General features: G+C 64.8%; 26 protein-coding genes and 1 pseudogene (1 of these 27 only partly in view). 18 read left to right on the top strand and 9 right to left on the bottom strand.

Features of this window, described 5'->3' with window-relative positions:
• Positions 1–3: 3 nt before the first annotated feature.
• The 6 genes from gspE to gspN are packed head-to-tail and all read left to right on the top strand — an operon-like array spanning position 4 to position 5552.
• Entirely contained in the window at positions 4–1542 is a 1539-nt protein-coding gene (gspE, locus tag ACZ1JX_RS13180; protein ID WP_465123979.1) for a type II secretion system ATPase GspE, read from the top strand.
• Positions 1542–2771, top strand: coding sequence for a type II secretion system inner membrane protein GspF (gene gspF, locus ACZ1JX_RS13175; RefSeq protein ID WP_465123978.1), 1230 nt, complete (start codon positions 1542–1544; stop codon positions 2769–2771). The genes gspE and gspF overlap by 1 nt, the downstream gene beginning before the upstream one ends.
• A 2-nt stretch (positions 2772–2773) precedes the next feature.
• A complete protein-coding gene (gene gspG / locus ACZ1JX_RS13170) occupies positions 2774–3241 on the top strand; it encodes a type II secretion system major pseudopilin GspG (RefSeq protein ID WP_465123977.1) in 468 nt (155 codons plus the stop codon).
• A 9-nt stretch (positions 3242–3250) separates the two neighbouring features.
• Positions 3251–4369: a type II secretion system protein GspL gene (gspL, locus tag ACZ1JX_RS13165; protein WP_465123976.1), complete on the top strand. Its 1119-nt coding sequence runs from the start codon at positions 3251–3253 to the stop codon at positions 4367–4369.
• Complete coding sequence (gspM, locus tag ACZ1JX_RS13160) at positions 4366–4845, top strand: type II secretion system protein GspM (protein ID WP_465123975.1); 480 nt, start codon at positions 4366–4368, stop codon at positions 4843–4845. Before gspL ends, gspM begins: the two co-directional genes overlap by 4 nt.
• Positions 4842–5552 carry a type II secretion system protein N gene (gene gspN / locus ACZ1JX_RS13155; protein WP_465123974.1) on the top strand — a complete coding sequence of 237 codons (711 nt, stop codon included), beginning with the start codon at positions 4842–4844 and terminating at the stop codon, positions 5550–5552. The genes gspM and gspN overlap by 4 nt, the downstream gene beginning before the upstream one ends.
• 3 nt (positions 5553–5555) lie before the next feature.
• Here the strand turns inward: gspN and ACZ1JX_RS13150 are convergent, their stop codons facing one another.
• Together ACZ1JX_RS13150 and nhaA are read right to left on the bottom strand one after the other, a co-directional pair.
• A complete protein-coding gene (locus ACZ1JX_RS13150) occupies positions 5556–6011 on the bottom strand; it encodes a Dps family protein (RefSeq protein WP_465123973.1) in 456 nt (151 codons plus the stop codon).
• Between the two features lie 99 nt (positions 6012–6110).
• Positions 6111–7280, bottom strand: coding sequence for a Na+/H+ antiporter NhaA (nhaA, locus tag ACZ1JX_RS13145; protein ID WP_465123972.1), 1170 nt, complete (start codon positions 7278–7280; stop codon positions 6111–6113).
• 94 nt (positions 7281–7374) lie between these two features.
• Here nhaA and ACZ1JX_RS13140 point away from each other — a divergent pair, with 94 nt between their 5' ends.
• The 5 genes from ACZ1JX_RS13140 (at position 7375) to ACZ1JX_RS13120 (ending at position 13454) form a co-directional block, all read left to right on the top strand.
• Positions 7375–8802: a glycosyl transferase family protein gene (locus ACZ1JX_RS13140; protein ID WP_465123971.1), complete on the top strand. Its 1428-nt coding sequence runs from the start codon at positions 7375–7377 to the stop codon at positions 8800–8802.
• 401 nt (positions 8803–9203) lie between these two features.
• Positions 9204–9887 carry a hypothetical protein gene (locus ACZ1JX_RS13135; protein ID WP_465123970.1) on the top strand — a complete coding sequence of 228 codons (684 nt, stop codon included), beginning with the start codon at positions 9204–9206 and terminating at the stop codon, positions 9885–9887.
• A gap of 76 nt (positions 9888–9963) precedes the next feature.
• Positions 9964–10878 (top strand): sulfite exporter TauE/SafE family protein, encoded by a 915-nt coding sequence (locus tag ACZ1JX_RS13130; protein ID WP_465126414.1) that lies wholly within the window; start codon positions 9964–9966, stop codon positions 10876–10878.
• The gene (locus tag ACZ1JX_RS13125) at positions 10875–11648 is read left to right on the top strand and encodes a TIGR02186 family protein (RefSeq protein ID WP_465123969.1); all 774 of its coding nucleotides are present in this window, start codon (positions 10875–10877) and stop codon (positions 11646–11648) included. The genes ACZ1JX_RS13130 and ACZ1JX_RS13125 overlap by 4 nt, the downstream gene beginning before the upstream one ends.
• Positions 11649–11744: 96 nt before the next feature.
• Positions 11745–13454: an ATP-binding protein gene (locus ACZ1JX_RS13120; RefSeq protein ID WP_465123968.1), complete on the top strand. Its 1710-nt coding sequence runs from the start codon at positions 11745–11747 to the stop codon at positions 13452–13454.
• A gap of 25 nt (positions 13455–13479) precedes the next feature.
• Here the strand turns inward: ACZ1JX_RS13120 and ACZ1JX_RS13115 are convergent, their stop codons facing one another.
• From ACZ1JX_RS13115 to ACZ1JX_RS13105, 3 genes are read right to left on the bottom strand one after another with little or no spacing between them, the layout of a single operon-like run.
• Positions 13480–14925 carry an MATE family efflux transporter gene (locus ACZ1JX_RS13115; RefSeq protein ID WP_465123967.1) on the bottom strand — a complete coding sequence of 482 codons (1446 nt, stop codon included), beginning with the start codon at positions 14923–14925 and terminating at the stop codon, positions 13480–13482.
• A 4-nt stretch (positions 14926–14929) separates the two neighbouring features.
• A complete protein-coding gene (locus tag ACZ1JX_RS13110) occupies positions 14930–15439 on the bottom strand; it encodes a YceD family protein (protein WP_465126413.1) in 510 nt (169 codons plus the stop codon).
• Positions 15440–15441: 2 nt separating this feature from the next.
• A complete protein-coding gene (locus ACZ1JX_RS13105) occupies positions 15442–15960 on the bottom strand; it encodes a ubiquinol-cytochrome C chaperone family protein (protein ID WP_465123966.1) in 519 nt (172 codons plus the stop codon).
• A 204-nt stretch (positions 15961–16164) separates the two neighbouring features.
• Between ACZ1JX_RS13105 and ACZ1JX_RS13100 the strand changes: the two genes are divergently transcribed.
• The 5 genes from ACZ1JX_RS13100 to ACZ1JX_RS13080 are packed head-to-tail and all read left to right on the top strand — an operon-like array spanning position 16165 to position 19242.
• A complete protein-coding gene (locus ACZ1JX_RS13100; protein WP_465123965.1) occupies positions 16165–16656 on the top strand; it encodes an outer membrane protein assembly factor BamE in 492 nt (163 codons plus the stop codon).
• Positions 16657–16701: 45 nt separating this feature from the next.
• Positions 16702–17259: an ATP-dependent protease subunit HslV gene (gene hslV / locus ACZ1JX_RS13095; RefSeq protein WP_465123964.1), complete on the top strand. Its 558-nt coding sequence runs from the start codon at positions 16702–16704 to the stop codon at positions 17257–17259.
• The gene (gene hslU / locus ACZ1JX_RS13090) at positions 17259–18560 is read left to right on the top strand and encodes an ATP-dependent protease ATPase subunit HslU (protein ID WP_465123963.1); all 1302 of its coding nucleotides are present in this window, start codon (positions 17259–17261) and stop codon (positions 18558–18560) included. Before hslV ends, hslU begins: the two co-directional genes overlap by 1 nt.
• Positions 18557–19042 (top strand): GNAT family N-acetyltransferase, encoded by a 486-nt coding sequence (locus tag ACZ1JX_RS13085; protein ID WP_465123962.1) that lies wholly within the window; start codon positions 18557–18559, stop codon positions 19040–19042. Before hslU ends, ACZ1JX_RS13085 begins: the two co-directional genes overlap by 4 nt.
• The gene (locus ACZ1JX_RS13080; protein ID WP_465126412.1) at positions 19042–19242 is read left to right on the top strand and encodes a DUF1737 domain-containing protein; all 201 of its coding nucleotides are present in this window, start codon (positions 19042–19044) and stop codon (positions 19240–19242) included. The genes ACZ1JX_RS13085 and ACZ1JX_RS13080 overlap by 1 nt, the downstream gene beginning before the upstream one ends.
• A 130-nt stretch (positions 19243–19372) precedes the next feature.
• Here ACZ1JX_RS13080 and atm1 read toward each other — a convergent pair.
• A pseudogene (atm1, locus tag ACZ1JX_RS13075) lies at positions 19373–20590 on the bottom strand (heavy metal ABC transporter ATP-binding protein/permease Atm1); the annotation flags it as partial.
• A 113-nt stretch (positions 20591–20703) separates the two neighbouring features.
• Between atm1 and istA the strand changes: the two are divergent.
• A complete protein-coding gene (gene istA / locus ACZ1JX_RS13070) occupies positions 20704–22230 on the top strand; it encodes an IS21 family transposase (RefSeq protein WP_277788710.1) in 1527 nt (508 codons plus the stop codon).
• Positions 22220–22999 carry an IS21-like element helper ATPase IstB gene (istB, locus tag ACZ1JX_RS13065; protein WP_086740912.1) on the top strand — a complete coding sequence of 260 codons (780 nt, stop codon included), beginning with the start codon at positions 22220–22222 and terminating at the stop codon, positions 22997–22999. Before istA ends, istB begins: the two co-directional genes overlap by 11 nt.
• Here istB and ACZ1JX_RS13060 read toward each other — a convergent pair.
• The 3 genes in view from ACZ1JX_RS13060 to ACZ1JX_RS13050 are tightly spaced (at most 57 nt apart) and all read right to left on the bottom strand, a layout consistent with a single transcriptional unit that may run on beyond the window.
• On the bottom strand, positions 22988–24052 hold the full coding sequence (locus ACZ1JX_RS13060) for an aspartyl protease family protein (RefSeq protein ID WP_465123961.1): 1065 nt from the start codon (positions 24050–24052) through the stop codon (positions 22988–22990). The two genes, istB and ACZ1JX_RS13060, sit on opposite strands and share 12 nt — an antisense overlap.
• A 57-nt stretch (positions 24053–24109) precedes the next feature.
• Positions 24110–25615: a lipopolysaccharide biosynthesis protein gene (locus tag ACZ1JX_RS13055; protein ID WP_465123960.1), complete on the bottom strand. Its 1506-nt coding sequence runs from the start codon at positions 25613–25615 to the stop codon at positions 24110–24112.
• Positions 25612–26298, bottom strand: the 3' portion of a protein-coding gene (locus tag ACZ1JX_RS13050) for a glycosyltransferase family 2 protein (RefSeq protein ID WP_465123959.1). It continues 360 nt past the right edge of the window; 687 of the gene's 1047 nt are visible here — the last part of the coding sequence; its start codon lies beyond the right edge, outside the window; it ends in the stop codon at positions 25612–25614. The genes ACZ1JX_RS13055 and ACZ1JX_RS13050 overlap by 4 nt, the downstream gene beginning before the upstream one ends.

Here is a 26298-nt window from a genome sequence, read left to right as displayed (position 1 = left end):
GCGATGGACAGCGTGCAGGACATCGACGGGATCGACGAGCCGCTGGTCGAAGCGGTGACCGTCGTCACGCCTGCGCCCCATGCGCCGGTGCCCTATGCCTTCGCGCGCGACAACGGGTTGCTGGTCGAAAGCATCGATGACGATCGCGCGGTGGTGGCGATGCGCGAAGGGGCACGGGCGCTGGGCCTGCTCGATCTGCGCAGCGCGTTGGGCCGTGAGCTTGTCGTCAACCGCGTGAGCGCGGGCGAGTTCGAGAAGCTGCTGGCTGATGCCTACGCCATGGACGGCGCAGCCGCCGCCGTGGCGGGCGACATGGGCATTGCCAATGACGGGCTCGATCCGCTCGCGCTCGGCCTGCCCACCGCCGAGGACCTGCTGGACAGTGCCGACGACGCCCCGGCGATCCGCCTGATAAACGGCCTGATCGCCGAGAGCCTGCGGCAGGGCGTTTCGGACATTCACATCGAACCTTACGAGACCGCGCTGGTCGTGCGGATGCGCGTCGACGGGGTCCTGACCGAGAAGCTGCGGATGCCGCCGCATGTCGCTCCGGTGCTGGTCAGCCGCATCAAGGTCATGGCGCGGCTCGACATTGCCGAGCGGCGCGTGCCGCAGGACGGACGTATCTCGTTGAGCCTCGGCGGCAAGCTGGTTGACGTCCGCGTCTCGACCCTGCCCAACCGCGCGGGCGAGCGGGTGGTCATGCGCCTGCTCGACAAGGAGAACGCCGGGATCGACCTCGCCGGGTTGGGTCTCGACGCCAAGGCCGAGGACACGCTGCGCCGCGCCATTGGCGAGCCCAACGGCATCGTGCTGGTCACCGGACCGACCGGCTCGGGCAAGACCACCACGCTCTATGCCGCGCTGCGCGGGTTGAACGACGGTGCGCGCAATATCCTGACTGTGGAAGACCCTGTGGAATACGCTGTGGATGGCGTCGGCCAGACGCAGGTCAATTCCAAGGTCGGCCTCACGTTCGCAGCGGGCTTGCGCGCAATCCTGCGCCAGGATCCCGACGTCGTGATGGTCGGCGAAATCCGTGACCGCGAGACGGCGGACATCGCCGTGCAGGCTTCGCTCACCGGCCACCTCGTGCTTTCGACCGTCCACACCAACGATGCAGCGGGCGCGATCACGCGGATGCGCGACATGGGGGTAGAGCCGTTCCTGCTCGCCTCCACCCTGCGCGCCGTCATCGCGCAGCGGCTTGTGCGTCGCCTGTGCCCCCATTGCCGCGAAGAACGCGTTCTCGATGCGGGCATGGCCGATGTGCTGGGGATGAAGGCCGGGCGCGTGGTCCACACCGCCAAGGGCTGCGTCGAATGCGGCCAGACCGGCTATCAGGGCCGCGTCGGCGTGTTCGAGGCGCTGCGGGTGGACGATGCGATCCGCCAGATGATCCACGACAACGCCGACGAAGCGGCCATTGCGCGCCACGCCTTCGCGGATTCCCCTACGCTCGCCAAGGCCGTGCGGCGGATGGTCAAGGATGGCACGACCTCGCCTGAGGAAGCGGCGCGCATCATGCGGCGGGACGGCTGATGGCGCGTTTTGCCTATCACGCGATTGACCCCAAGGGCACAGAACGGCGCGGCGCAATCGAGGCTGCCACCGAAGCCGCCGCGCGCGAGAAACTCGCCGCGCGCGAATGGTACGTGGTCAGCGTCCAGCCCGATGCCGCCGCCTCTGCCCGTCGCGCGGCGACCAGCACCAGCGGCATTGCGCTGTTCGCCACCAAGCTTTCGGCCAAGCAGCTTGCGCTGTTCACCCGGCAGCTGTCCTCCCTGATGGTCGTCAGCCCGCTCGAGGAAACCCTGCGCACCATCGCGCGCCAGACCGAGAAGCCCAAGGCGCAAGGCATCCTGTCCAACGTCCACGCCGGAATCGTCGAAGGCCTGCCGCTGGCCGAGGCGATGCGGCGCGAGGAGCCGAGCTTCCCGCCAATCTACCGCGCGATGATTGCTGCGGGCGAGAACTCCGGCAGCCTTCCTGCCATCGCTGATCGACTGGCCGACATGCTGGAGCGGCAGGCTCAGGTGCGCGGCAAGATCATCGCCGCGCTCGCCTATCCCATCGTGCTGTCGTTCGTGGCGATTGCGGTCGTCACCGGCCTGATGATCTCGGTTGTCCCCCGGGTGGTCGAGCAGTTCGACAACGCCAGCCGCCAGCTACCGATGCTGACGCGCGTGGTGATCGGTATCTCGCAGTTCCTCAGCACGTGGTGGTGGGCGCTGCTCGTGCTGATCGCGCTGGCGGTGATCGCCTTCGTTCGCGCCTTGCGACAGCCCGCCTTCAAGCTCCGTTTCGATGCGGCCCTGCTGCGCCTGCCCTTCATCGGCAAACTGATCCGGGACGTCCACGCCGCCAGCCTCGCCCGCACGCTTGCCACGATGATCGAGGCGCGGCTGCCGCTGGTCGATGGCCTGCGCCTCGCCACGCGCACTGTTTCCAACGCCGTGCAGGCGCAATCGCTCGCGGGCATTTCCGAGAAGGTCCGCGCCGGCGGCTCGCTCTCAACCGCGCTGCGCGAGGCCGGGACGTTCCCGCCGCTACTCGTCTATCTCGCCGCCAGTGGCGAGGCCGCGGGCCAGCTCGGCACCATGCTCGAACGCGCCGCCGATTATCTCGAGCGCGAGTTCGAAGCTTTCACCGCCGCTGCCATGGCCCTGCTCGAACCCGCGATCATCGTGGTGATGGGCACCATGGTCGCGCTCATCATCCTCGCCATCCTGCTGCCGATCCTGCAGCTCCAGAACCTGACCGGACTGTGATCATGACTGAAGACGCCCCGAACCAGACCCCCGATACCGAGGGCAAGCGCCGCCGCAACGGCTTCAGCCTCGTCGAACTGATGGTCGTGATCTTCATCATCGGCCTGCTCGCCACGGTCGTCCTGATCAACGTCCTGCCGAGCCAGGACAAGGCCATGGTGGTCAAGGCGCGCAGCGACATCGCCACGCTCGAACAGGGCATGGAAATGTACCGCCTCGACATGGCCAGCTACCCCGGACAGGGCGAGGGACTCACTGCGCTCAAGTCTCCGCCTGCCAACCTGTCGATGCCGCAGAACTACCGTTCGGGCGGTTATGTGAAAGACATCCCCAACGATCCGTGGGGCCATCCCTACCAGTATCAGGTGCCGGGCCGCGATGGCCGTCCGTTCGAGATATTCTCGCTGGGTGCCGACGGCCAGCCGGGCGGCAGCGACCTTAACGCCGATATCTACGCCGGACAGAAGTGAAGCGCGCCAGTGGCTTCAACCCCGCAACCTGCTGACGACCTGATCGTCCTGCTGCCAGCCAAGCCGGGAGAATCGTGGCGTTGGTGGCGCGTGGGCGCAGACGGGTTTGGGTCGGAGCACCATCACTTGCCCGGTACCGCTGAAGCGCCTTGGGGCGAGGTCGGAACGGTGACTGTTCTGGTCCCCTCGTCCGATGCCCCGGTAACCGACAAGGCCCTGCCCGACATGCCCCCTGCACAGGCGCTTGCGGCGGAGCGGTTGGCTCTGGCTCAGGGTGGTCTGACGAGCCAGCTCCACGTCGCCGTCGGCACCGACAGCGGGCGCCTGCTGTCATCTCGGGTTGCGGCATCGGCGATGGATCACTGGCTGGCGGCACTGGCAAGCGAAGGACTCGATCCGCAAGCGTTGGTTCCGGCCGCACTGGTCCTGCCGCGTACTGAGGGCACGCTGGTTCTCGCCTCTGTCGGCGGACAGCTTCTGGCACGCAGTCCCGATGCAGCCTTTGCCGCCGAGGACGCGCTGGTTTCGATCCTTGCCGAAGGGCTGGAGCAAGCCGCGCTCGATGAAGACATGCTCGCTTTGCGCCTTGCCAAAGTCCACGCTGTGCCGCCGCTCAACCTGCGGCAGGGCATCTATGCCCCGCGCCGCGTCTCGGTGTTCCGCACGGCGGACTGGCTGGGCCTTGCCCGCATGGCCGCCACGGCCGCGCTGCTCGGCCTGCTCCTGATGCTGGTGTGGATCGGGAAGTGGAATGCCGACAGCAGCGCCGTTGAATCGCGCGCGCTCGAACTGGCGCAGAAGCGCTTTCCCGCAGCGACCGATCTCGACACGGCCGAGCGCCTGCTAACCACCGAACTCGCCAAGCGTGGCGAAGGCGGCACCAGCTTTGCCGCGCCCACTGCAGCACTGCTCGAAGCGATGCGGCCTGTGCCGGGGGTCAAGCTGCGCGATCTCGGCTACGGTGCGGATGGCACCTTGCGCTTCACCGCCGCCGCGCCCCGCCCCGAAGACGTCAACGCGGTGCTGATCGCGCTGCAGAATAACGGCTGGAAGGTCACCGTGCCGCCTGCGCTTGCTCCCGATCCCACTGGCGCGACGGTCGCCGCAATCACGGTGAGGGCACCATGATGCGCCAAGTCTCGGCCTGGTTCCTCGGGCTTACGCAGCGCGAACGAGCGCTGGTCGGCGTGGCCGGTTCTCTCGCGGCTGTGGTGCTGCTGATCTATGGGTTGATCCTGCCGCTCGGGACTGCGCTTGACGATGCGGCCGTTCGCCATCGCGAGGCGACCGAGCGGGCAGGGCGCATGGTTGCCGGGCTCGACGCCCTCAAGCGCGCTCCGGCAGCGCGGGGCGCGGCGCTGGCCGGTCCCGTCGATCAGATTGCCAACGCGAGCGCGCAGGATGCAGGGTTCGTTGTCCAGTCGGCACAGTCGCGCGGCAGCGACATGGCGGTGCTCGTCATCCCGACCGTGCGGCCTTCGGCAGTGCTCGCATGGCTTGATGGTCTGGGGGCCAAGGGTTTGGCGGTAGAACAGGTCACGATCACGCCCGCGCCCGATGGCACCGTTTCCGTAAACGTCACATTGCGCAAGGCCGGATCATGATCGGACGGTGGATCTTCGTGCGCGGGCGAGCACTGGACCGAAGGGACCGACTGGCATTGGCAGGGCTCTTCGTTCTTGCGCTGCTTGTCCTAATGCCGCTGCGACTGGTGCTCGGCCTGGCAATGCCGGAAAGCGTGACCGCGCGCAGCGTTGAAGGCAGCGTCTGGGACGGACGGATTGCCGATCTCAAGGCGGGGCCAGTCCCGCTCGGCACGGTCGAGGCAGGGTTGGAGCCGCTCCCGCTGCTGATCGGACAGGCGCGCTTTAGCATTGCGCGGGAAGGCTTTTCGGCAAAGGTCGGGTCGTCGCGGATCGCCAATGCCAACGGTACGGTGCTCCTTCCCGATGGACTCGGCGGACTTCCCGTCACCTCGCTCGGCTTTGGCGATCTCACGGTCGTGATGGACGGCGGCCAGTGCAGCGAGGCGCAAGGCACGCTCAGCCTGACCCTCGCCTCGCTCGGACCGCTGCTGCCGGATGCGATCACGCTGTCCGGGCAGGCGCGTTGTGAGAAAAGCGCGCTGATCGTGCCGATGCGCGGCCCTCAGGGCATGGAACGGATGACGCTGAAGCTTGGCGGCGACGGGCGCTGGCAGGCTGACCTGACGCTTACCGGCCTGCCGCAGGAAGCCGTCGATGCACTGAAATCAGGCGGGTTCGACGCCCGTCCCGGCGGCATCGGCATCGGGACGAGCGGAACCTTATAAGCGTCAGGCCAACGTTTGCGTCAGGAACCAGGCGCGCTGTTCGGCCTGATCAGTCCAGTCATCGGCCGCGCCTTCGGTGGCGTTGTCGCCCGCGGCGGTCGCAGCGGCCTTCACCGCGCGGATCGCCTCAACCAGCGCGAGGTTGTCGTCACGCAGGTTGCGGACCATTTCCATCGCGTCGATCTTCGAGCGGTCATCGTCCTTGATCGAGGACTTGCCGGCAATCGCGCCGATTCCGGTCAGCGTGTCACCGCCGTTCTTGCGCACGCGTTCGGCAATGATGTCGGTCAGCGCGAAGAGCTCGGCCGCCTGCTCGTCGAACATCAGGTGCAGATCGCGGAACTGCGGTCCAGCCACGTGCCAGTGATAGTTCTTGGTCTTGAGATAGAGCGTGAAATAGTCGGCCAGCAGGCCGTTCAAGCTATCGATCAGAGCCTTCTTTGCATTGTCTCCGGGCATGACATTCCCCTTTCGTGTCCGGGTGGATGAGCCTCCTATACGCTGGACTCACTGAAAGGTTTCACGCAAAGACATGGCGATATTTATCGATTGAAGCGATCAATGGCCTCTCGTGCTTCCCCGAAGCAGGGTAAGGCCTGCAAGCGCCGAAATGATCGATCCGCCGAGAATGCCGATCTTGGCTTCCTCGACCAGTGCGGGGGCAAGCGGGAAGGCGAGGCCTGCGATGAACAGGCTCATGGTGAAGCCGATGCCGCAAAGCAGGGCAAGACCCCAGAGCTGGCGCAGGCTTGCGCCCTCCGGGCGTCGGGCAAGTCCGGTACGCTCTGCCAGCAGAATGCTGCCAAGGATGCCAGCCTGCTTGCCAAGCACAAGACCAAGCCCGATGGCCAGAGGCAGCGTGTGCGAACCTCCTGCATTTGTCGCCAGTGCCACGCCTGCATTGGCCAGGCCGAACAGGGGCACAATCACGAAGCCGTTGGGTGCGACCAGAGCGTGCTCGAGCCGCAGCAGCGGACTGTCGTGCTTGCGGTTCAGGGCCAGCGGCACGGTCAGCGCCGCAAGGACACCAGCGATGGTGGCGTGGACGCCTGAATGGAGCACGGCGTACCACAGCGCCACCGCGCCAATTACGTAAGGCGCAAGTGCTTTGACCCCCAAGCGGTTGACGATCACCAAGGCGACGAAGATCGCAGCGGCCACGCCAAGCCACGGGAGGTCGAGGCCGCTCGTATAGAAGAACGCGATGACCAGCACCGCGCCCAGATCGTCGACGATGGCTACCGTCAGCAGGAACAGGCGCAGCGAGGGCGGCAAGCCCTTCCCGGCGAGCGCGAGGACGCCGATGGCAAAGGCGATGTCGGTCGCCGAAGGAATGGCCCAGCCGCGGTGCAGTGTCGGTTCGCCCACAGCGACTGCCAGATAGACAAGGGCAGGGATCGCCATTCCCGCAATGGCGGCCAGCACCGGAAGGCGGCGGCGGGGGGGGGCCGAGAGTTCGCCCGCAAGGATCTCGCGTTTGATCTCAAGCCCCACCACGAAGAAGAACACTGCCATCAGCGCGTCGTTGATCCACAGGTGCAGCGTGTCGAGCTTGGCCACCGGGGTCCACGGCAATGCGTGATGAAAAAGGTCGTGCCATCTGTCCGCGAGCGGCGAGTTTGCAATGGCCAGCGCGATGGCAGCGCAGACCATGAGCACGATCCCGGGGGCTGCCTCGTTATGGCTCAGCCGGTGCCAGAGGCGGCTAAAGTCCGGCATTCCTGCCATTTTCGAATCATCCCTTGGTTCCTGAAGGCCTTGCAACGGGCATAGCTAGCGCTTGTGCCCGCGAGGGCGGAGTGCGTCAAACGGGAGCAGGGTCTTGTTGGGATGGCCATCCTATCCCGCGCTACAATGGCTGGCGGTGGTGGAGCATGAACTTCTCCTGTTCGCCGCCATCTGGTTTTCCGTGTTCGCTCTCGATGAGCTGCTCCTCGATCTGGCATGGTTGCGGTTGCGCCTGCTCGGACACGGGCGGACACTGCGGGTGTCCGGTTGCGGCCATGCCGAACTTGCCGGAGTGGCAGCAGTGCTCGTCCCCGCCTGGCACGAAGCGCAGGTTATCGGCACGATGGTCACCCACACCTTGCGCAGTTGGCCTCATCGCCACTTGCGCATCTACGTCGGCTGTTATCGCAACGATACGGCAACACTGACTGCGCTTACCGGAACGGAGTCCGATTCGCGCCTGCGCGTAGTGGTCCACGATTGCGATGGGCCGACGACCAAGGCAGACTGCCTCAACCGTCTCTACCGTGCCATCTGCGAGGACGAGCGCCGCGCGCGCCTGCAGGTGCGGGCGCTGATCCTCCACGATGCCGAGGACATGGTCCACCCCGCCGCGCTCACCGTGATGGACCGCGCGCTCGACAATGTCGATTTCGTCCAGTTGCCGGTCCGGCCGGAACCCCAATGCACCTCGCGCTGGGTCGCCGGACACTACTGCGACGAGTTCGCCGAGGCTCACGCCCGCGACATGGTCGTGCGCCATCACATCGGCGCGGCACTGCCCTCGGCAGGCGTCGGCTGCGCATTCTCTCGCCGGGCCATCGACAGGATCATCGCACATCGCGCCAGGGACGAGCCCTTCGCTGCGGAATGCCTGACCGAGGACTATGAAAGTGGCCTGCTCGTCACTGTCACGGGCGGGCGCTCGGCGTTCCTGCGGATGCGTGCGCACGACGGCACGCTCGTCGCCACACGCGAGTTCTTTCCCGGTGGCATTGCTGAAGCGGTCCGGCAAAAGGCACGCTGGGTCCACGGCATCGCCTTCCAGGGATGGGACCGGCTTGGCTGGACCATGCGGCTGTGTGACTTTTGGATGCGACTGCGTGACCGTCGCGGACCGCTGGTGGCCGTGGTGATCTGCGCGGCCTATGCGCTGCTGCTGCTTTGGCCGGTGCTGTTGCTGGCGCAGCAGGCGGGGCTGGCCGAGCCTGTCCCCGACGGGCCGCTGTTGCGCGCCCTTCTGGCGTTCAACTTTGCCAGCCTCGTCTGGCGGCTCGCCATGCGGGCGCTCTTCACCGCACGCGAATACGGCCTGCGCGAAGGTCTGCTCGCTGTCTTGCGCTTTCCGCTGGGCAACGTCATCGCGGTCATGGCCGCGCGCCGTGCGCTCATGGCCTATGTCCGCGTGCTCCTTGGCGGCCGGCTGCGCTGGGATCACACGGTCCACACCGCGCACCTCGCACAAGTCCTGCCCCTTGCCCTACCCCTGGCGGAGCCGCGCCCCCTTCCGGCCCCGGCCTGATGGCGCAACCCGCGTCCGCCCGGCGCGGTCAGCCGCTGCTTGCGCTCGGCTTTCTTTTCGCCGGATGGACCGCATTGCGGATCGCCATGTGGGAAGCATCGCCTACAAGTGCAGGCACTACCGGGATCTTGCTCACGGCGGCTGAAGGTATTCCACCATCCGCCACGCCCGCGGATGCCATCCCGAAGCGTCGCGACCCGGCCCGCCCCCCGGCCGCAACACGCGCGTCTGCTCTCATCGGGCCTGTAAGGCACCAGCCCCCCGATGCGGCAGCTCCGGCGATGCCTTGGCCGCAGCAATTCGCATGGCAGGCGAGCGTCCTGAACCCCGCGCATGCACTGGCGATTCCGCCTCGTCGCCAGTCCCAACCAAAGCCCGAAGACGAGTTCTACGAACCCCTGGTGGAAAAGGACGACCCGCGCTGGAGCGGCGAGAACTGGGTGCTGATGCGCGCAGGCAGCGGCGATGCGGCGCAGGCTCCCGGTGCTGCGTCCTATGGCGCGAGCCAGGCCGGCGCGATCGTGCGCTACCGCCTCGGCAAGGGCGAGGTCGGCTCGTCCTACGCCTACTTGCGCACCTCGCTTGCCATCAACGCTCCGGGCCAGGATCGCGAAGTCGCCATCGGCTTCGGCATGCGCCCGGTGCGCAAGCTTCCGTTGCGCGTTCTCGTCGAGGCGCGGCTGCAGGATACCAAGGCCTCGTCGATGCAGGTGCGCCCGGTGGCAACCGTGATCACCGAACTGCCATGGCAGCGCCTGCCGCTCGGCTTCCGCGCCGAAGCCTACGGACAGGCAGGCTATGCCGGCGGACGGGGGGCAACGCCGTTCTTCGATGTCCAGGCTCTGCTCGACCGACCCTTGCGCGGCGTGGTGCCGCGCAACAACGATCTCCGGGTCGGCGCAGGCTTCTGGGCAGGCGGACAGGAGGGTGCTGTCCGCCTCGACGTAGGGCCCCGCCTGTCCTTCCGCATCGATCCCGGACGTCTGGCCGGACCGAGCCGCGTCGCCCTCGACTGGCGCTTCCGCCTCGCCGGAAATGCCCGCCCTGACAGTGGTCCCGCCATCACCGTGACATCCGCCTTCTGAAGGCACAGCTTTTTGCCGCAAACCCTCCCTTGCGGGGTTGCTGGCGTGCTTCGCGCGGCCTAGCGTCGGAATGGCAATGGACGTCTATCTCCCCATCGCGAACCTGTCGGTCAACGGTCTGGTTATCATCGGCCTTGGCGCCCTCACCGGGCTGCTTTCGGGGATGTTCGGCGTTGGCGGCGGCTTCCTGACGACGCCACTGCTGATCTTCTACGGTGTGCCGCCCACTGTCGCTGCCGCCTCGGCCGCCAGCCAGGTCACCGGGGCCAGCGTCTCAGGCGCTTTCGCGCAGGCGCGGCGCGGCGGGATCGATTACCATATCGGCGCGGTTCTTGTGGCGGGCGGCGTGATCGGCACCGGGATCGGTTCGCTGCTGTTCCGCCTGCTCCAGTCGCTCGGCCAGATCGATACGGTGATCAATATCCTCTACGTCCTGCTGCTCGGCGGGATCGGCGGGCTGATGGCGCATGAGAGCATCACCGCGCTGAAGGCACAGCGCGCAGGCGTCCCCCTGCCAGCGCGCAAGCGGCGGCACCATCCGTTGGTGGCAAGCCTGCCCTTGCGCTGGCGGTTCTATCGCTCGGGCCTCTACATCTCGCCGCTCGCGCCGCTGCTGCTCGGCATGGCGACTGGCATCCTTACCATGCTGATGGGCATCGGCGGCGGGTTCATTCTCGTGCCCGCCATGCTCTATATCCTCGGCATGGGCGTGAACGTGGTCGTCGGTACCTCGCTGTTCCAGATCCTCTTCGTCACCATGGTGACCACGATGATGCACGCGCTGACGACGCGGGCGGTGGACATCGTGCTGGCTGGACTGCTGCTGGTCGGCTCGGTCACCGGGGCGCAGCTCGGCACGTTCTTTGCGCAGAAGGCCAAGCCCGAACAATTGCGCCTGATCCTTGCGGTGATCGTGCTGGCGGTTGCCCTGCGCATGGCGTTGGGCCTCGGCTACCGCCCGGACGAGATCTACACCGTGGTGCCGCTATGATGGCTGTCGGCCGCAATCCGTGGCGCTTGCTGGTCCTGCTGGTCTGCCTGCTCCTTACCGGCGCGCGCGACCCGATCCTCGTTCCCGAAATCTCGCAGCATGAAGTCCAGGTGCGGCAGGGCTTCACCGGGGCGGACCTGCTGCTGTTCGGCGCGATCCTCAGTCCCGAAGGCAGCCGCGCGGCGCAGGATTACGATATCGTCGTCGTGCTCGAAGGCCCGGTGCAGTCGATTGTCCTGCGCGAAAAGCAGAAGATCGCAGGCATGTGGATCAATGCCGATTCGCTCGAATTCCGCTCGGCCCCCAGCTACTTCGCCGTCGCCTCCTCGCGCCCCATCGCAAAGATTGTCGATGACAAGACTGCCGCGATCTACGAACTCGGCCTCAAATGGTTGCAGCTCTCACCCATCGGTGTGATCGAGCCGCGCGAACAGCAGCGCTTCTCTGCGGGGCTGGTCGATCTGATGCGCCGTCAGGGCCTCTACCGCGAGGACGAAGGCAGCGTGAAGATCAGCGGGCAGGTGCTCTACCAGGCCCGGATCAGCCTGCCCTCGAGCGTGCAGACCGGTACCTATACGGCTGAGACATTCGCCATTCGCGGTGGCAAGGTTGTGGCCTCTGCAATCACCCGGGTCGAGGTGAAGAAGGAAGGTTTCGAACGCTTTGTTGCAGTGGCGGCCGATCGCAATGGCTGGCTCTATGGCCTGTTCGCGGTGATCGTATCGGTGGCCATGGGCTGGATCGCCGGACGCTTGTTCGCGCTGGTCTGAGCCGAATGGCAACTATTCCGAAGGTTTAGTCGTTTTTAACCTGAAAGCGCTAATCGGTAACCAATCGCCAGTTCCGGCCGAGAGGTTTTTAGCGTGATGTCCGACATGGGTATGCAGAGTTTCGTGCCTGCTGCGGCGGTCGGCGAAGATGGCGGCGATCTTCGCACCACTTTCGTCGCGTCGGAAAACGCTCTCGGATCAGAGAATGCGCGGCACCCCATCGGCCATGTGCGCGAGATTGCAGGGTCAAGCTCTGCCATCGCTCTCGACCTCGGTCGGCTAGAACAGTGCTCGTCCGATCTCGATCCGTCGGTGGCGCTTTCGGGCAAGGTCGGCAGCCAGATCAAGATCCGCGTCGGCAACTCCTGGTTGCTCGCCAGCGTGCGCACGCAGCGGCAGGACACCAGCGTCGATGGCGGCGTGGTCGCGCAGATCGACTTCCTCGGTGAAGGCGAGGAAGAGCGCCTGACCGGCAAGATCTACGGATTCCGTCGCGGCGTCACGCGCTATCCTGTGCCCGGAGCGCTGGTCTATCCCGCCACAAGCAACGACTTGCGCCAGATATATGCCAGCGACGGGCGTACCAATATTTCCATCGGCACCGTGTTCCCCACGCGCGACATCCGCGCGGGGCTCTATGTCGATGCGCTGCTTGGCAAGCACTTCGCCCTGCTGGGCTCGACCGGCACCGGCAAGTCAACCGCCGCGGCACTGATGCTGCACCGGATCTGCGAGATGGCCCCTGCCGGCCATATCGTGATGATCGACCCCCACGGTGAATACGCCAGCGCCTTCCGCGTGACCGGGCAATTGCTCGACGTGTCGAACCTGCAGATGCCCTACTGGCTGATGAACTTCGAGGAGCACTGCGAAGTTTTCGTGACCGCGCAAGGCGTCGATCGGCAGGTCGATCAGGACATTCTCGCCAAGTGCCTGCTCGCCGCGCGCCAGCGCAATCGCCTCGCCGAGCAGATCGGCAAGATCACGGTCGACTCGCCAATTCCCTACCTGCTCTCCGATCTGCTGAACGTGCTGCAGAACGAGATGGGTCGGCTCGACAAGGGCACCAACTCGATCCCCTACATGCGGCTCAAAACCAAGATCGAGGAAATCCGCAGCGATCCGCGCTACCAGTTCATGTTCTCAGGCATGCTGGTGGGCGATACGATGGCGGAATTCATCGCCAAGATCTTCCGCATGCCGGCCAACGGCAAGCCCATCTCGATCATCGATGTCTCGGGCGTACCATCGGAAATCACCTCCACGGTCGTCGCCGTGCTCAGCCGCCTCGTGTTCGACTATGCGATCTGGGCGCGCGACGAGGAAACGCGGCCAGTCCTGCTCGTCTGCGAGGAAGCGCACCGCTACGTGCCCAACGAGAAGAACTCTGACGGCTCCTCGGTCGGCCGCATTCTATCGCGCATCGCCAAGGAAGGCCGCAAGTACGGCGTGTCGCTCGGCCTGATCACCCAGCGTCCCTCCGATCTTGCCGAAGGCGTGCTGTCGCAGTGCGGCACGATCATCGCGATGCGCCTCAACAACGAACGCGACCAGGCCTTCGTCAAGGCGGCCATGCCCGAGGGCGCGCGCGGCTTTGTCGATACGATCCCGGCATTGCGCAACCGCGAATGCATCATCTCGGGCGAAGGCGTGTCGATCCCGATGCGCGTCTCGTTCGACGAGCTTGAGGCGATCAAGCGCCCCGCATCGAATGATCCCTCGTTCTACGAATTGTGGAGCAAGAGCGGCGGCGAGGAACGCGCTGTCGAACGCACCGTACAACGCTGGCGCGCGCAGAGCCGCTGACACGGGCTCCGCGCCGCTTTCATTACTACAAGCTCGGCATCATCCGTCCTGCCGTATCGGCGTCGGCGTGGGTCTCTTCCTCGCACTCTTCGTCCGGAACCGCGCGCGCCCGCTCGCGCCACGCGGGCTGGCGATAGGCATAGACCGCCAGAGCCACGGCCACGGCAGAGCTTACCGGGAAGGCGAGCCACAGCGCATCGGCACCAAGCTGCGGGTAGAATGCGTAATAGAAGCCGAGACGCACGGGATACATCGCGATCGACAGGATAATCAGCGGTGTCCAGACCACCCCGCCTGCCCGCATTGTTCCGAACAGCACCATGGTCACGCCGAACAGTAGGTAGCTCCAGCTCGCGAGGAACTGGATGTGTCGCGCTTCGTCGACGGACGGGCTGGCCGAGCCAAGGAACAGCTCGAGCGCAGGCCGGTCGAACAGCAGGATCAGGGCGCAGAGCGCTCCGGTGACCGAGAGGTTGAGAAGGACGCCCGAGCGCGAAATCTTGCCCAGACGCTGGTCCAGCCCTGCGCCGATCGCCTGCGCGGCCATGGCACTTACCGCAGCGGAGATCGCCATCGCCGGCATCTGCAGATAGGTCCACAGTTGCAGCGCCGCGCCATAGGCCGCACTGACCAACAGCCCCTCGCGGTTGACGAGGCCGATCACGATGATCCCGGCCGCGGAGATCACCAGCATCTGCGCGCCCATCGGCAGGCCCTTGGTCAGGATGTAGCCCAGCTCGTCGCGGCGCGGCCAGAGCCACTTCAGTTCGGCACCCCTCAGCCGCAGCGGCAGGTCCTTGGCATAGACGTAGGCGACGATGCCCGCCATCGAGACGAACGAGGCAATCGCCGTCGCCAGTGCCGCGCCCGCGATGCCCATCGCCGGGATCGGGCCGAAGCCGCCTATCAGCAGTGGGTTTAGGATCACGTCGAGAACGGAGGAAAGGATCATGAACTTGAGCGGCGTTGCCGCATCGCCCCCGCCGCGCAGGCTCATGCCGAGCATGACCGTGATCATCGATGCGGGCATGGCAACGAAGATCACCCGCAGGTAGGTAAGCGCATAGGCATATGTCTCGCCCGGTGCGGCCATTGCTGTCAGCAGCTCGGGTGCGAAGACCCAGCCCATTGTGCCGACGACTAGCGAGAGCAGCACGCAGAAGCCCACCGCCGATCCGAACGTCCGCCGCGCCGCCAGCACGTCGCGCGCGCCAAACGCTTGCCCGATCTTGACCGTCGCCGCCATGCCGAAGCCGAATGCTGCCGCAAAGACGAGGAACATTACCACGTTGGCATTGGCCGTGGCCGCCAGTGCACCTTCGCCGAGCATCCGCCCGACCCAGATCGAATTGATCGACCCGTTGAGCGATTGCAGGATGTTGGAAGCCAGCGTCGGCGCGGAGAACAGCACCAGCGTCTTGAGGATCGGCCCGCTGGTAAGATCGCGTCCGCGCCCGGGGGGTGGAGCCAAGACCTCAGCCCTTCTTCAGCGCGGCAAGCGCTGCGAACGCGCCAGACCCGGCATCACCGGCCAGATTATGCTCGGCCCGCGCCTTGTCGGCATTGGGCCCCTCGGCAAAGGGGTCGATGGCAAGCGCAAGGCTCTGCGCCACCGCCTCGCCCAGATCGAAAGTTGTGCCCTCGTACTCGATCTCGTCGCAATCGTCGGCGGTGATCTCGATTTCCTCGTCGGGGGAATGAGTGCCGGTGATGGGGATGAAGCGGAGCGCGATGGGTTCGCTGATGGAGACGGGGAAGTCCTCGCCGGAGATCGCGCAGAGCTGCACGATCGAGGCGTTGAGATGGCCCTTTGCCTCCACCTTGTCCCCGTCGCGCCTCAGAGAGATGGTCGCCTGCATGGCGTTCACTGCCGAGAGTTGGAAACGTCCTGCAAGGCGTCTGCGCTCGTCTTCGGTGGGTTCCAGCACGATGGGCTCATCGTTGATCTGGCGAAGGTCGATTACCCGTGAAAACTCTGATTCCATGGTCATTTCCCGATCTCCGCATCAAGAACGCGGAAGGCCGGAACGAGGTCCAGCCCGGCGGCGAAGGCCCGCACGCGGCGGGTGATCGGCAGCGGATCGGTGCCGTCATGCAAGGTCACGTTGCGCTCTATCGCCTGCGCCATCATCGCCTCGTCGCGCGCGGCCAGCGCCTCGCGATAGGCGCCGAGCCGGCCACCCAGCACGCTCATCAATTCGCCCACACGCTTGCCGACGATTACGTCACCCACCCCGCTCTCGCGCAGCTGGCCGTCCATGTCCTCGACGAACAGTTCGGTAAGTCGCACGGAAGGCTCGATAAGTTCGGCCTCGCGCTCCATCCGGATCAGCACGACCGAGAGGATCAGCGTGATCATGTCGAATCGCCCGGCAACCGTGTCTGCCACGCCGCAATCGCGATACCACTCCTTCTCGCGCGCGATCTCAACCGTGCGGTGCCACAAGGGGCGGGCCACGGCACGGTCGTCCTGCTTGCGACCGAACAGCTTGGTAAGAATGGACATCGCGGCAATCCTTGAGGTTCGGCCCGTTCAGGGCCGATTAAATCTGGGCCGTCCAGCAGTCTGCTTGCGGGCAGTCATGCCGGGCGGCATTGCGGTTATTCCGATTGGACCCTAAGGGTCCTGCAATTGGCCTTGGCGATATAGTCTGTGCATTCCCGATGCAAACGGGCATGACGGCAAAAGATTGAAGAGCGGAGTTTGCGAATGCGGAACAGTCGGCTGTTGGTACAGGGTGCGACAGTGCTCGCCCTGGGCGTGGCGGCATCCGGCTGCGCCAGCATCAAGGACCATCGCGGCTACATCATCGACGAAGCGCTGGTTGCCACCGTCCAGCCGGGCGTGGACAACAAGCTTTCGGTCGAACGCACGCTCGGTCGGCCGACTTTTACCAGCCCCTATGGCAAGCAGACCTGGTACTACGTCGCGCAGAACACCAAGCAGCGCCCGTTCAACCGCCCTCGCACCGACACTCAGGCCATTCTCGTGGTCGACTTCGATGCCAAGGGCAACGTCACCTCGCTGAATCGTGAAGGCATGGAAAAGGTCGTCCGCCTTTCGCCCGAGAGCGACAAGACGCCAACGCTGGGCCGCGACCGGTCGTTCTTCGAAGACCTGTTCGGCAACATCGGCGCAGTCGGTGCCATTCCGGGCGGCGCAGGTCAGGCTCCGGGCGGTACGGGTCCGAACGGCAGCTGATTGGCCGCCGCTTGAAATAGCTGTCGCGCCCCTCATATCCGAGGCATGGACGACAGCAGGGCGAGCCACGGCCTTATCCAGTGGCACGGCACCACCATCATCGGGGTGAAGAAGAGCGGCCGCACCGTCATCGCCGGTGACGGGCAGGTTTCCATGGGCAACACGGTGATGAAGCCGAACGCCCGCAAGGTCCGCCGCATCGGGGACGGCAAGGTGATTGCCGGTTTCGCAGGTGCGACTGCCGATGCCTTCACCCTGTTCGAGCGGCTCGAGCGCAAGCTGGAGCAGCATCGCGGCCAGTTGATGCGCGCCGCCGTCGAACTCGCCAAGGACTGGCGCACCGACAAGTACCTGCGCAATCTCGAAGCGCTCATGATCGTTGCCGACGCCGAGACGATGCTGATCCTGACCGGAAACGGCGACGTGCTGGAGCCGGAAGGCGGAATCGCCGCGATCGGATCTGGCGGAAACTACGCGCTCGCCGCCGCCCGCGCCCTCACTGACTATGAAGACGATGCCGAGAAGATCGCCCGCCGCGCCATGCAGGTCGCCGCCGAAGTCTGCGTCTTCACCAACGACCGCGTGACGGTCGAGGAAATCTGATGCTTGATTCTCTTACCCCCAAGGCTATCGTTCGCGCGCTGGACGAGCACATCGTCGGGCAGAGCGATGCCAAGAAGGCCGTTGCGGTCGCCCTGCGCAATCGCTGGCGTCGCCAGCGCCTGTCCGCTGACCTGCGCGATGAGGTATCCCCGAAGAACATCCTGATGATCGGGCCGACGGGCTGCGGCAAGACCGAGATCAGCCGCCGTCTGGCCAAGCTGGCCGATGCGCCCTTCGTGAAGGTGGAAGCCACCAAGTTCACCGAGGTTGGCTACGTCGGCCGCGACGTGGAGCAAATCGCCCGCGATCTGGTCGAAGAGGCGATCCGGCTTGAGAAAGAGCGTCGCCGCGATGCGGTGCGTGACGCTGCCAGCAAGGCCGCGATGGACCGTTTGCTTAAGGCACTGGTGGGCGATGGCGCCAGCGAGGCGACGCGCGAGAGCTTCAAACAGCGCCTGGCCGATGGCTCGATGAACGAGGTCGAGGTCGAGATTGAAGTGGAGGACACCCCCTCCACCCCGATGGAGATCCCCGGCATGCCCGGCGGTATCGGCATGATCAACCTGTCGGACATGATGGGCAAGGCGTTCGGCAAGCAGAACCTCAAGCGCCGCAAGATGCGGGTGGCCGATGCCTGGGACAAGCTGGTCGACGAAGAAGCTGAAAAGCGCATGGATCAGGACGACGTCGCGCGCGAGGCGATCCGCAACGCCGAGACCAACGGCATCGTCTTCCTCGACGAGATCGACAAGATCGCGGTGTCCGATGTGCGTGGCGGTTCGGTTTCGCGCGAAGGCGTGCAGCGCGATCTGCTGCCGCTGATCGAGGGCACGACGGTTGCCACCAAGTACGGCCCGATGAAGACCGACCACGTGCTGTTCATCGCTTCGGGGGCGTTCCATGTCGCCAAGCCTTCTGACATGCTGCCCGAACTGCAGGGCCGCCTGCCGATCAGGGTGGAGTTGAAGGCGCTGACCGAGGATGATTTCGTGCGCATCCTGTCGGAAACGCGCGCGAACCTCGTCGAACAGTATCGCGCGCTGATTGCGACGGAGAACGTGACGCTGGACTTCACGCCTGAAGCCATCCGCGCCATTGCCCGCACGGCAGCTCAGGTGAACGAAAGCGTCGAGAACATCGGCGCGCGGCGTTTGCAGACGGTGATGGAAAAGCTGCTCGAGGAAGTCAGCTTCGATGCCGAGGACCGCGCGGGCGAGACGGTAACGGTGGACGAGGCCTATGTCGCCGACAAGCTCGCCAACCTTGCCGGAAACGCGGACCTTTCGAAGTACATCCTATGACGGTCAGGCTGCTTCCCGCAACGGGCGTGCACTTTGCGCGCCTGCTGGCCGGGGAGCGGCCTGAGCCGGATATTGGCCTTGGGCGTACGCCAGTCGCCGAGACTGAAGTTATTGCGATGCTGGCCGGATTGGCCGAGACGGTCGCGGAACTCTTTGCGCCATCGGCCTGGTTGATCGTTTCTGGTGGCGAACTCGTCGGTCTGCTGTCGGTCACAGCGGTGCTGGCCGACGGTGTGCTCCAGATCGGATATGGCGTGGCACCGGGTTCGCAAGGACGGGGTCATGCATCGGCGGCGGTGAATGCGCTGGTCAAATTGGCAGGATCGGACGAGCGGGTCGGCGCACTCTATGCCGAGACGCGCACCGACAACATTGCCTCGCAGCGCGTGCTGGAGCGCAACGGCTTTGGCAGAATCTCCGAACGGCTTGACGAAGAGGACGGCGCGCTGTTCTGCTGGCGCATCGATTGCCGAGGATCATGATGCATCAGACTCCCGAAGACCGCCCGATCTATCGCCTGCTCACTGGCAAGGACGACCGCGCCTTCTGTGAGCGCGTTTCCGAAGCGCTGGCGCAGGGCTGGCGGCTCTATGGCTCGCCCTCGATGACCTATGACGGCGGCATGGACTGCATCAAGGTGGCGCAGGCCGTGGTGTGGCATGAGGCGGATGTGGTGAAGTAGTTTTCACCGTTCCACACTGCCCGTCATCCCGGACTTGATCCGGGATCCCGCTTGTTCTTTCGGCGTGGTTCAGCAAGCGGGGCCCCGGATCAAGTCCGGGGCGACGGTGGTTCTGGAATTGGCCAGTTAGCTACTCCGCCGCTTCGCTGACCTCGGCGCTTTCCTGCGCCTGACGCGCCCACATCTCCGCATAGAGTCCATCGCGGCGCAGCAAGTCGGTGTGGCTGCCTTGCTCTGCAAGCCGCCCCTGATCGAGCACGAGGATCGTGTCCGAATCCGCGATTGTCGATAGCCGGTGCGCGATGGAGATCGTGGTGCGGTGGCTGGCGACCGCGCGCATCGTGGTCAGGATGTCTTGCTCGGTGCGGGTATCCAATGCGCTGGTCGCCTCGTCGAACAGCACGATGGGCGGGTTCTTGACCAAGGTGCGCGCAATGGCGACGCGCTGCTTTTCGCCGCCTGACAGCTTGAGGCCGCGCTCGCCCACTTCGGTGTCGTAACCCTGTGGCAGTCGGGCGATGAAATCGGCTATGGCGGCACCGCGCGCTGCGGCATCGACTTCGGCTTGGCTCGCGCCATCGCGGCCATAGGCGATGTTGTAGCCGATGGTGTCGTTGAACAGCACCGAGTCCTGCGGGACGATGCCGAGCGCGGCGCGCAAGCTCGTCTGCGTCACGCCCCTGATGTCCTGCCCATCGATCAGGATGCGGCCTTCCCACGGATCGTAGAAGCGGAACAGCAGGCGCGCGATGGTCGACTTGCCCGCGCCCGAGGGGCCGACGATGGCGACGCGGCTGCCGGCAGGCACCTCGAACGAGAGGCCGTGCAGGATTTCGCGGTCGCGATCATAGCCGAAGATCACGTTGTCAAAGGTGACCGAGGGGCGGCTGACGATCAGCGCCGGTGCGTTCGGCGCGTCGGCCACTTCGATGTGCGTATCGATCAGGCGGAACATTTCGGCCATGTCGATCAGGCCCTGCCGGATCGTGCGATAGACCATGCCGAGCATGTCCAATGGCCGGAAAAGCTGTGTGAGGTAGGTGTTGACGAAGACGAGGTCACCCACCGTCAGTTTGCCTTGCGACCAGCCCCAGACCGTCCATGCCATCGCGCCCGCCATCAGCAGGTTGACGATCATTGCCTGCGCGATGTTGAGCAGGCCAAGGCTGTTCTCGCTTTTCACCGCCGCATCGGCGTATGCGCGCGCGGCTGAGGCATAGCGAGCTTCCTCGCGCGATTCTGCGCCGAAGTACTTCACCGTCTCGTAGTTGAGCAGGGAATCGACCGCGCGGGCGAGGGCTTGCCCGTCGAGCCGGTTCATCTTCTCGCGCAAGTGCGTGCGCCATTCGTGTAGATTTCCGCTGAGAAGTGACCCGGTAAGGGCATAAATTTCCATTGAGAATTGACCCATGTTTGAACCCGCCCCTGGCTGACCAGTCAGGGGTATCGGGAGTGATCGACATGGATTTATTGAGTGTAATTCGCCGGTGGCGCCTTCGTGATAAGATCCCGCTTCGTGAGATTGAGCGGCGCACCGGTTTGTCGCGCAACACGATCCGCAAGTATCTGCGCGCGGATACGGTGGTGCCGCAGTTCAAGGTACCTGACCGGTCGAGCAAGCTGGACCCGTTTGCTGAGAAGCTGACGGGTTGGTTACAAATCGAGGCTGGCAAATCGCGCAAGCAGAAGCGCACGGCGAAGCAGATGCATGCTGATCTGGCCGTATTGGGCTACGAAGGGTCCTATAATCGTGTCGCTGCCTATGTGCGGGATTGGAAGGCAGGCCGTCTCTTGGCACAGCAGGCCAGTGGCCGCGGAACATACGTGCCTTTGGTTTTCCAGCCAGGTGAGGCGTTCCAGTTCGACTGGAGCGAAGATTGGGCAATTCTTGGTGGCGAGCGTGTCAAGCTGCAGGCGGCCCATACCAAACTATCACACAGCAAGGCGTTCATCGTGCGGGCCTATCCGTTACAGACGCATGAGATGCTGTTTGATGCACTGACGCAGGCATTCCGCGTGCTGGGTGGTGTGCCGCAGCGCGGGATCTTCGATAACATGCGAACTGCGGTCGATAAGATCGGCAAGGGCAAAGCCCGACAGGTCAACGCGCGCTTCACCGCAATGGCCAGCCACTACTTGTTCGAGCCTGCATTCTGCAATCCGGCCTCGGGGTGGGAGAAGGGCCAAGTCGAGAAGAACGTGCAAGATGCACGGCGGCGGCTGTGGCAGAAGTTGCCGAGCTTCCCGGATATCCATGCGCTCAATGCCTGGCTCGAGGAACAATGCATCGCGCAATGGGGTGAGATCCAACATGGCAACTTGCCCGGCACCGTAGCCGATGTACACGCCGCTGAGGTTGGTAGTCTGATGCCGCTGGGGCGGACCTTCGATGGTTTTGTCGAACACACCAAGCGGGTGTCCCCGATCTGCCTCATCAGCTTTGAACGCAATCGGTACAGCGTCCCGGCATCCTTTGCCAACCGCCCGGTCAGCATCAGGATCTACCCCGAGCGGATCGTGGTGGCGGCCGAGGGGCAGATCCTTTGCGAACATGCCAGAATCATTGACCGATCCCACCACACTGGCGGGCGGACAATTTATGACTGGCGGCATTATCTGGCAGTAGTCCAGCGCAAGCCGGGAGCACTGCGCAATGGCGCGCCATTCTTGCAGCTCCCAGAGGCCTTCAAGCAGCTGCAAAGCCAGCTCCTACGTCGTCCCGGCGGAGACAAGGAGATGGCGGAGATATTGGCGTTGGTGCTGCAACATGACGAACAGGCAGTGCTTTGCGCTGTCGAACTGGCGCTGGATGCGGGCGTCGCCACCAAGACCCACGTCCTCAATATCCTGCACCGCCTGATCGATGGTAAGGCTCCACCGGCAGCGCCGATTGACGCACCGCAGGCTTTGCGCCTTGCGCAAGAGCCGTTGGCCAATGTCGGACGTTATGATGCCCTGCGTGAGGGAGGGCTGCGTCATGCGTCATGACCCCGCCAGTGCCGCCGTTGTCGTCATGCTCAAGGCGCTGAAGTTGTATGGCATGGCCCAAGCAGTGGGGGACCTTATCGAGCAAGGCGCCCCAGCCTTCAGTGCCGCAGTGCCGATGGTCTCCCAGTTGCTCAAAGCCGAGATGGCCGAACGTGAGGTCCGCTCGATTGCTTATCAGATCAAGGCCGCCCGGTTCCCAGCTTACAAAGACCTGGCCGGGTTCGACTTCGCATCCAGCGAGGCCAACGAGGCCCTGGTTCGGCAACTCCATGGTGGCGAGTTCATCGACGGCGCTGACAACGTAGTACTGATTGGCGGGCCCGGAACCGGCAAATCGCACATCGCCACTGCGCTGGGAGTTCAAGCCGTCGAACATCACCGCAGAAAAGTGCGCTTCTTTGCCACGGTCGATCTGGTCAATGCGCTCGAACAGGAAAAAGCAGCCAACAAGGCGGGGCAGATTGCCGAACGTCTGCTCAAGCTCGATCTCATCATCCTTGATGAACTGGGCTATCTGCCGTTCAGCCCATCAGGCGGAGCTTTGCTGTTCCACCTGCTCAGCAAATTGTACGAACGCACCAGCGTCGTGATCACCACTAACCTCAGCTTCAGCGAATGGGCCGAGGTATTCAGCGATGCCAAGATGACCACAGCCCTGCTGGATCGGCTAACCCATCATTGCCACATCATCGAAACTGGCAATGACAGCTTCCGGTTCAGGGCCAGCTCTGCCTCACCAAAACCACGAAAGGAAAAATCACCAGCTTGACCCAAAACCCGCTCTGCGGGACATACCATCACCCGGGTCAATTCTCGATGGAAATACCGGGTCACTTCTCAGCGGAAATCTACAGTCTAGTCCTGCAACGCCGACTGGCAGGTCGAACAGCACACGGCGCGTGGCGAAATCGATGGCCACGCGCCGGAACATGCGCAGTTGCGCCATGCCCAGCAGCATCGCGGGGCGCTTGACCAGTCCGAGCCGGTGGAACGCCGGGGAATCGGCAAAGGCAAGCCAGGTGTTGTGCAACTGCAGGCCTTCGACATCTATGGTCGAAGCCATGACGAGTTCCGCGCCAACCGACTGGCCGGTGACCGAGAACAGCACGGTCTGCTCGGCCTTGCGGCGCCGGGTCAGCGCGTTGCGCAGGGCGGGGTTGCCGATCGAGCTGTCGGAGCCGGTATCGAGCACGATGTCCGTCGGCACGCCGTCGACGATGGCATTGGTCATGATCAACTGGCCGGAGCGGCGCTTGGCCTTGACTACGATCTCGAACCCGCGCGTGCCGCCAAGCGAAGCGGCATCGCCGATGGCCATGCGGTTGGCGTGGAAATCGATCAGCACCCGCTGGTCCTGCAGGCTGTCCAACCCGACGATGCCATCGGCCCCGATGTGATCGGCTTCGAGCAGCGGGGCAGACAGCGTATAATAGGTGCGCTTGCCCAGGCTGATCTCGTCGACGTCCACCATCTGAACGGCTTGCGATCCCGCGACGCCAACGACCATGCCGTTCCCCGCGATTGGCAGGCCAAGCGCGCTGGCGACTTGCCGCGAAAGCACGGTGCGTTCCGATCCGGTATCGATCAGGAACTCGTAAGGCCCGCTGCTGCCGATCCTGACCGGAACTGTCATGCGATCATGGGTGTCCCGCTGGATATGGACGAGTTCGTCTGCGGATGAGAGCGGGGGTGGCGCAGGCGCTGCAGATTGCGCGGCGGCCTGCTGAAACGGGAGCGCACAGGCGAACAAGGCAGTACCGGCATGCGCCGCAGCCTTGGCAAAGGCCAAGGACTTCAGGATCGGTGCGCGAACAGGTAGCATGGCGGCGTTCTCCCGGGAACGCATCTTACGCCTGATGGCGCCGCTGCGCCAGAGCGCTCAACCGCGCGCGAGACCGCTCTTGCGGCGCAGGGCAGGCAGCAGCGCCTGCACCATTTCCGCGATTTCCGGCAGGAGCGGGTGCCGGGTCAGCCAAAGCGCTGCGAACCATAGTGCGATGCCGCAAAGAACGGTGGCGGCGGCTTGCCCGATGCCAAGGTCGGCGGGGCCGTTGCCGATCGCATAACCGGCGAGGACCGGCAGGACTGCAGCCAGCGTGACGATAGCGCTGCGCAACCAGACTTTGGCCACCGCAGAAAAGGGCAGGTCCAGCGTGCGCCGCAGCAGCGGCAGGTAGATCGCAACCCAGAGAACGGCATGCGCCACCCGTGAAAGCGCAACCCATTCGAGGCCGAAGGGGGCCGTTGCTGCGATCAGCAGGATCGAGAGCAGCGTCTCGGCGATCATGCAGCGCATCAGCGGCTTCAACCGTCCCATCAGCACAGGCAGGTCGGCGTACAGCGGCAAGGCGACGTAGCCGATCTGCGAGAGGGCAACCCATGTCAGAAGCGGGGCCGCGGCGATCCAGCGCTCGCCATACAGCAGCCGGATCATGGGCTCGGACAGCACGGCAATGCCTGCCATCGCGGGCCAGGTGACGCCGGTATAGGCAGCCAGTACGCGCAAGTACGGCGGGCCAAGCGGCTCGCCACTGTCACGGATGCGTCGGAATGCGGGATAGAACACGCCCGTCACCGCACCTGCGATCAGCAGCCGAAGTTGCAGCGCCAGCCCGGATGCGCGCGCGAAGAGGCCGACCGCCGCATTGTCGATCATCCGCCCGATCACCAGCTCCGGCGCTCGCGCCGAAAGCGAATTGCACAGCACCTGCACCGTGTTGGTACCGCCGAGCGCAAGGATCGGTCGCACCTCGCCGATACGCAGCGGCCAGGGCAGCATTCCGCCGGCCCGCCACTGGCTGACGACCAGTCTTGCCGCCTGCTGCGCAAAAGCGCCCCAGGCCAGGGCCAGCGCGCCATGGCCCAGAACCGCGAGCGTCACCGCCGTCGCTGCATTGGCGATGGCCGAGCCGACCTCGATCATGCTGTTCGAGCGATAGTCCATACGCCGCTGGCAGGTCGCCTGCGGAACGATGGCCAGTGGCACCAGCAGATAGGATCCCGCAATGACCAGCGTGACCGGAAGCAGGCCGGGGTCGCCATAGAACCTGGCGATCGGCCAGGCAGCCAGAAGCGCCAGAACGGCAATCCCCCAGGCAAACAGCACAGATATCGCAAAGGCCGAGCGCAGCTTGTCCGGCGTCAGATCGCGCTCGCCGTTGATATAGCGGGTGACGCCGAAGTCCTGCAGGAACGCCACCAGCGTCACTGCGGCGAAGGCGATGGAGAACTGGCCCAGCTGCTCTGGCGTGATGAACCAGCGCGCCAGCACGATGCTGGTGACGAACTGCAGCGCGAACGACGCATACTGCGAGCCCAGCGCCCAGAGCGCTGCAGTCCGCACCGACATCGCCGGCTGTGCGGCGGAGGGCTTGTCGGCGCTCATCCTTCGATCTCGAGAAAGCTCGGGAACGTGCCGGCGCTTGCAGCCGCGCCACGGCTGTGCGCCCGCCGTCTCCAGCGCAACATCGGTCTCGCCAGCCAAGGAAGCACCTGCCACAGCGCGAAAGCAAAGCGCCACACCGGCCCGCCGACCATACCGCCCGCCCGAACCACGTCGCGCAATTCAGCCAGACCCCTGCGGGTATCACCGTCTATGATGCGGTCCATGGCATGCTCGAACGAGAGCGCCGAGCGACTTTCTGCCATCAATGAGCGGACGAGCGCGTGCTCCGGGCGGTCTGCGGAAAGATGCGCAAGTGCTTTCTCATAAACCCGGATGTTGCCGAGCAGCATGCGTCCGGCATTGCTAGAAGCAGAGCCCGGGCGAACGCGATAATCGCCCAGCACTTCGTCAACATAGTGCGCCTGTCCACCGCGCAGCATCAGTTTGACCCACAGATCAAAGTCCTCAGACTGCGCCATCGCAGTGTCAAACCCACCCACCGCCTCGAAATCAGCGCGGCGAAAGGTCGTGCCGATATAGACGTTGAACGAACGATCCAGCACATCGGCCAGCGATCCGCGAACGCCGTCTCCTGTCCCTTGCTTGCTTTCGACGCAGGTGCGCTCACGGCTCACCGCCCCGAAGATGCGCGCGTTGCAGGTGGCAAGCCGGACCGTGGAATC

The sequence above is a fragment of the Novosphingobium sp. BL-A-41-Hi4A-0G genome, assembly GCF_055521735.1.
This window is presented reverse-complemented; position numbering and strand designations above follow the sequence as displayed.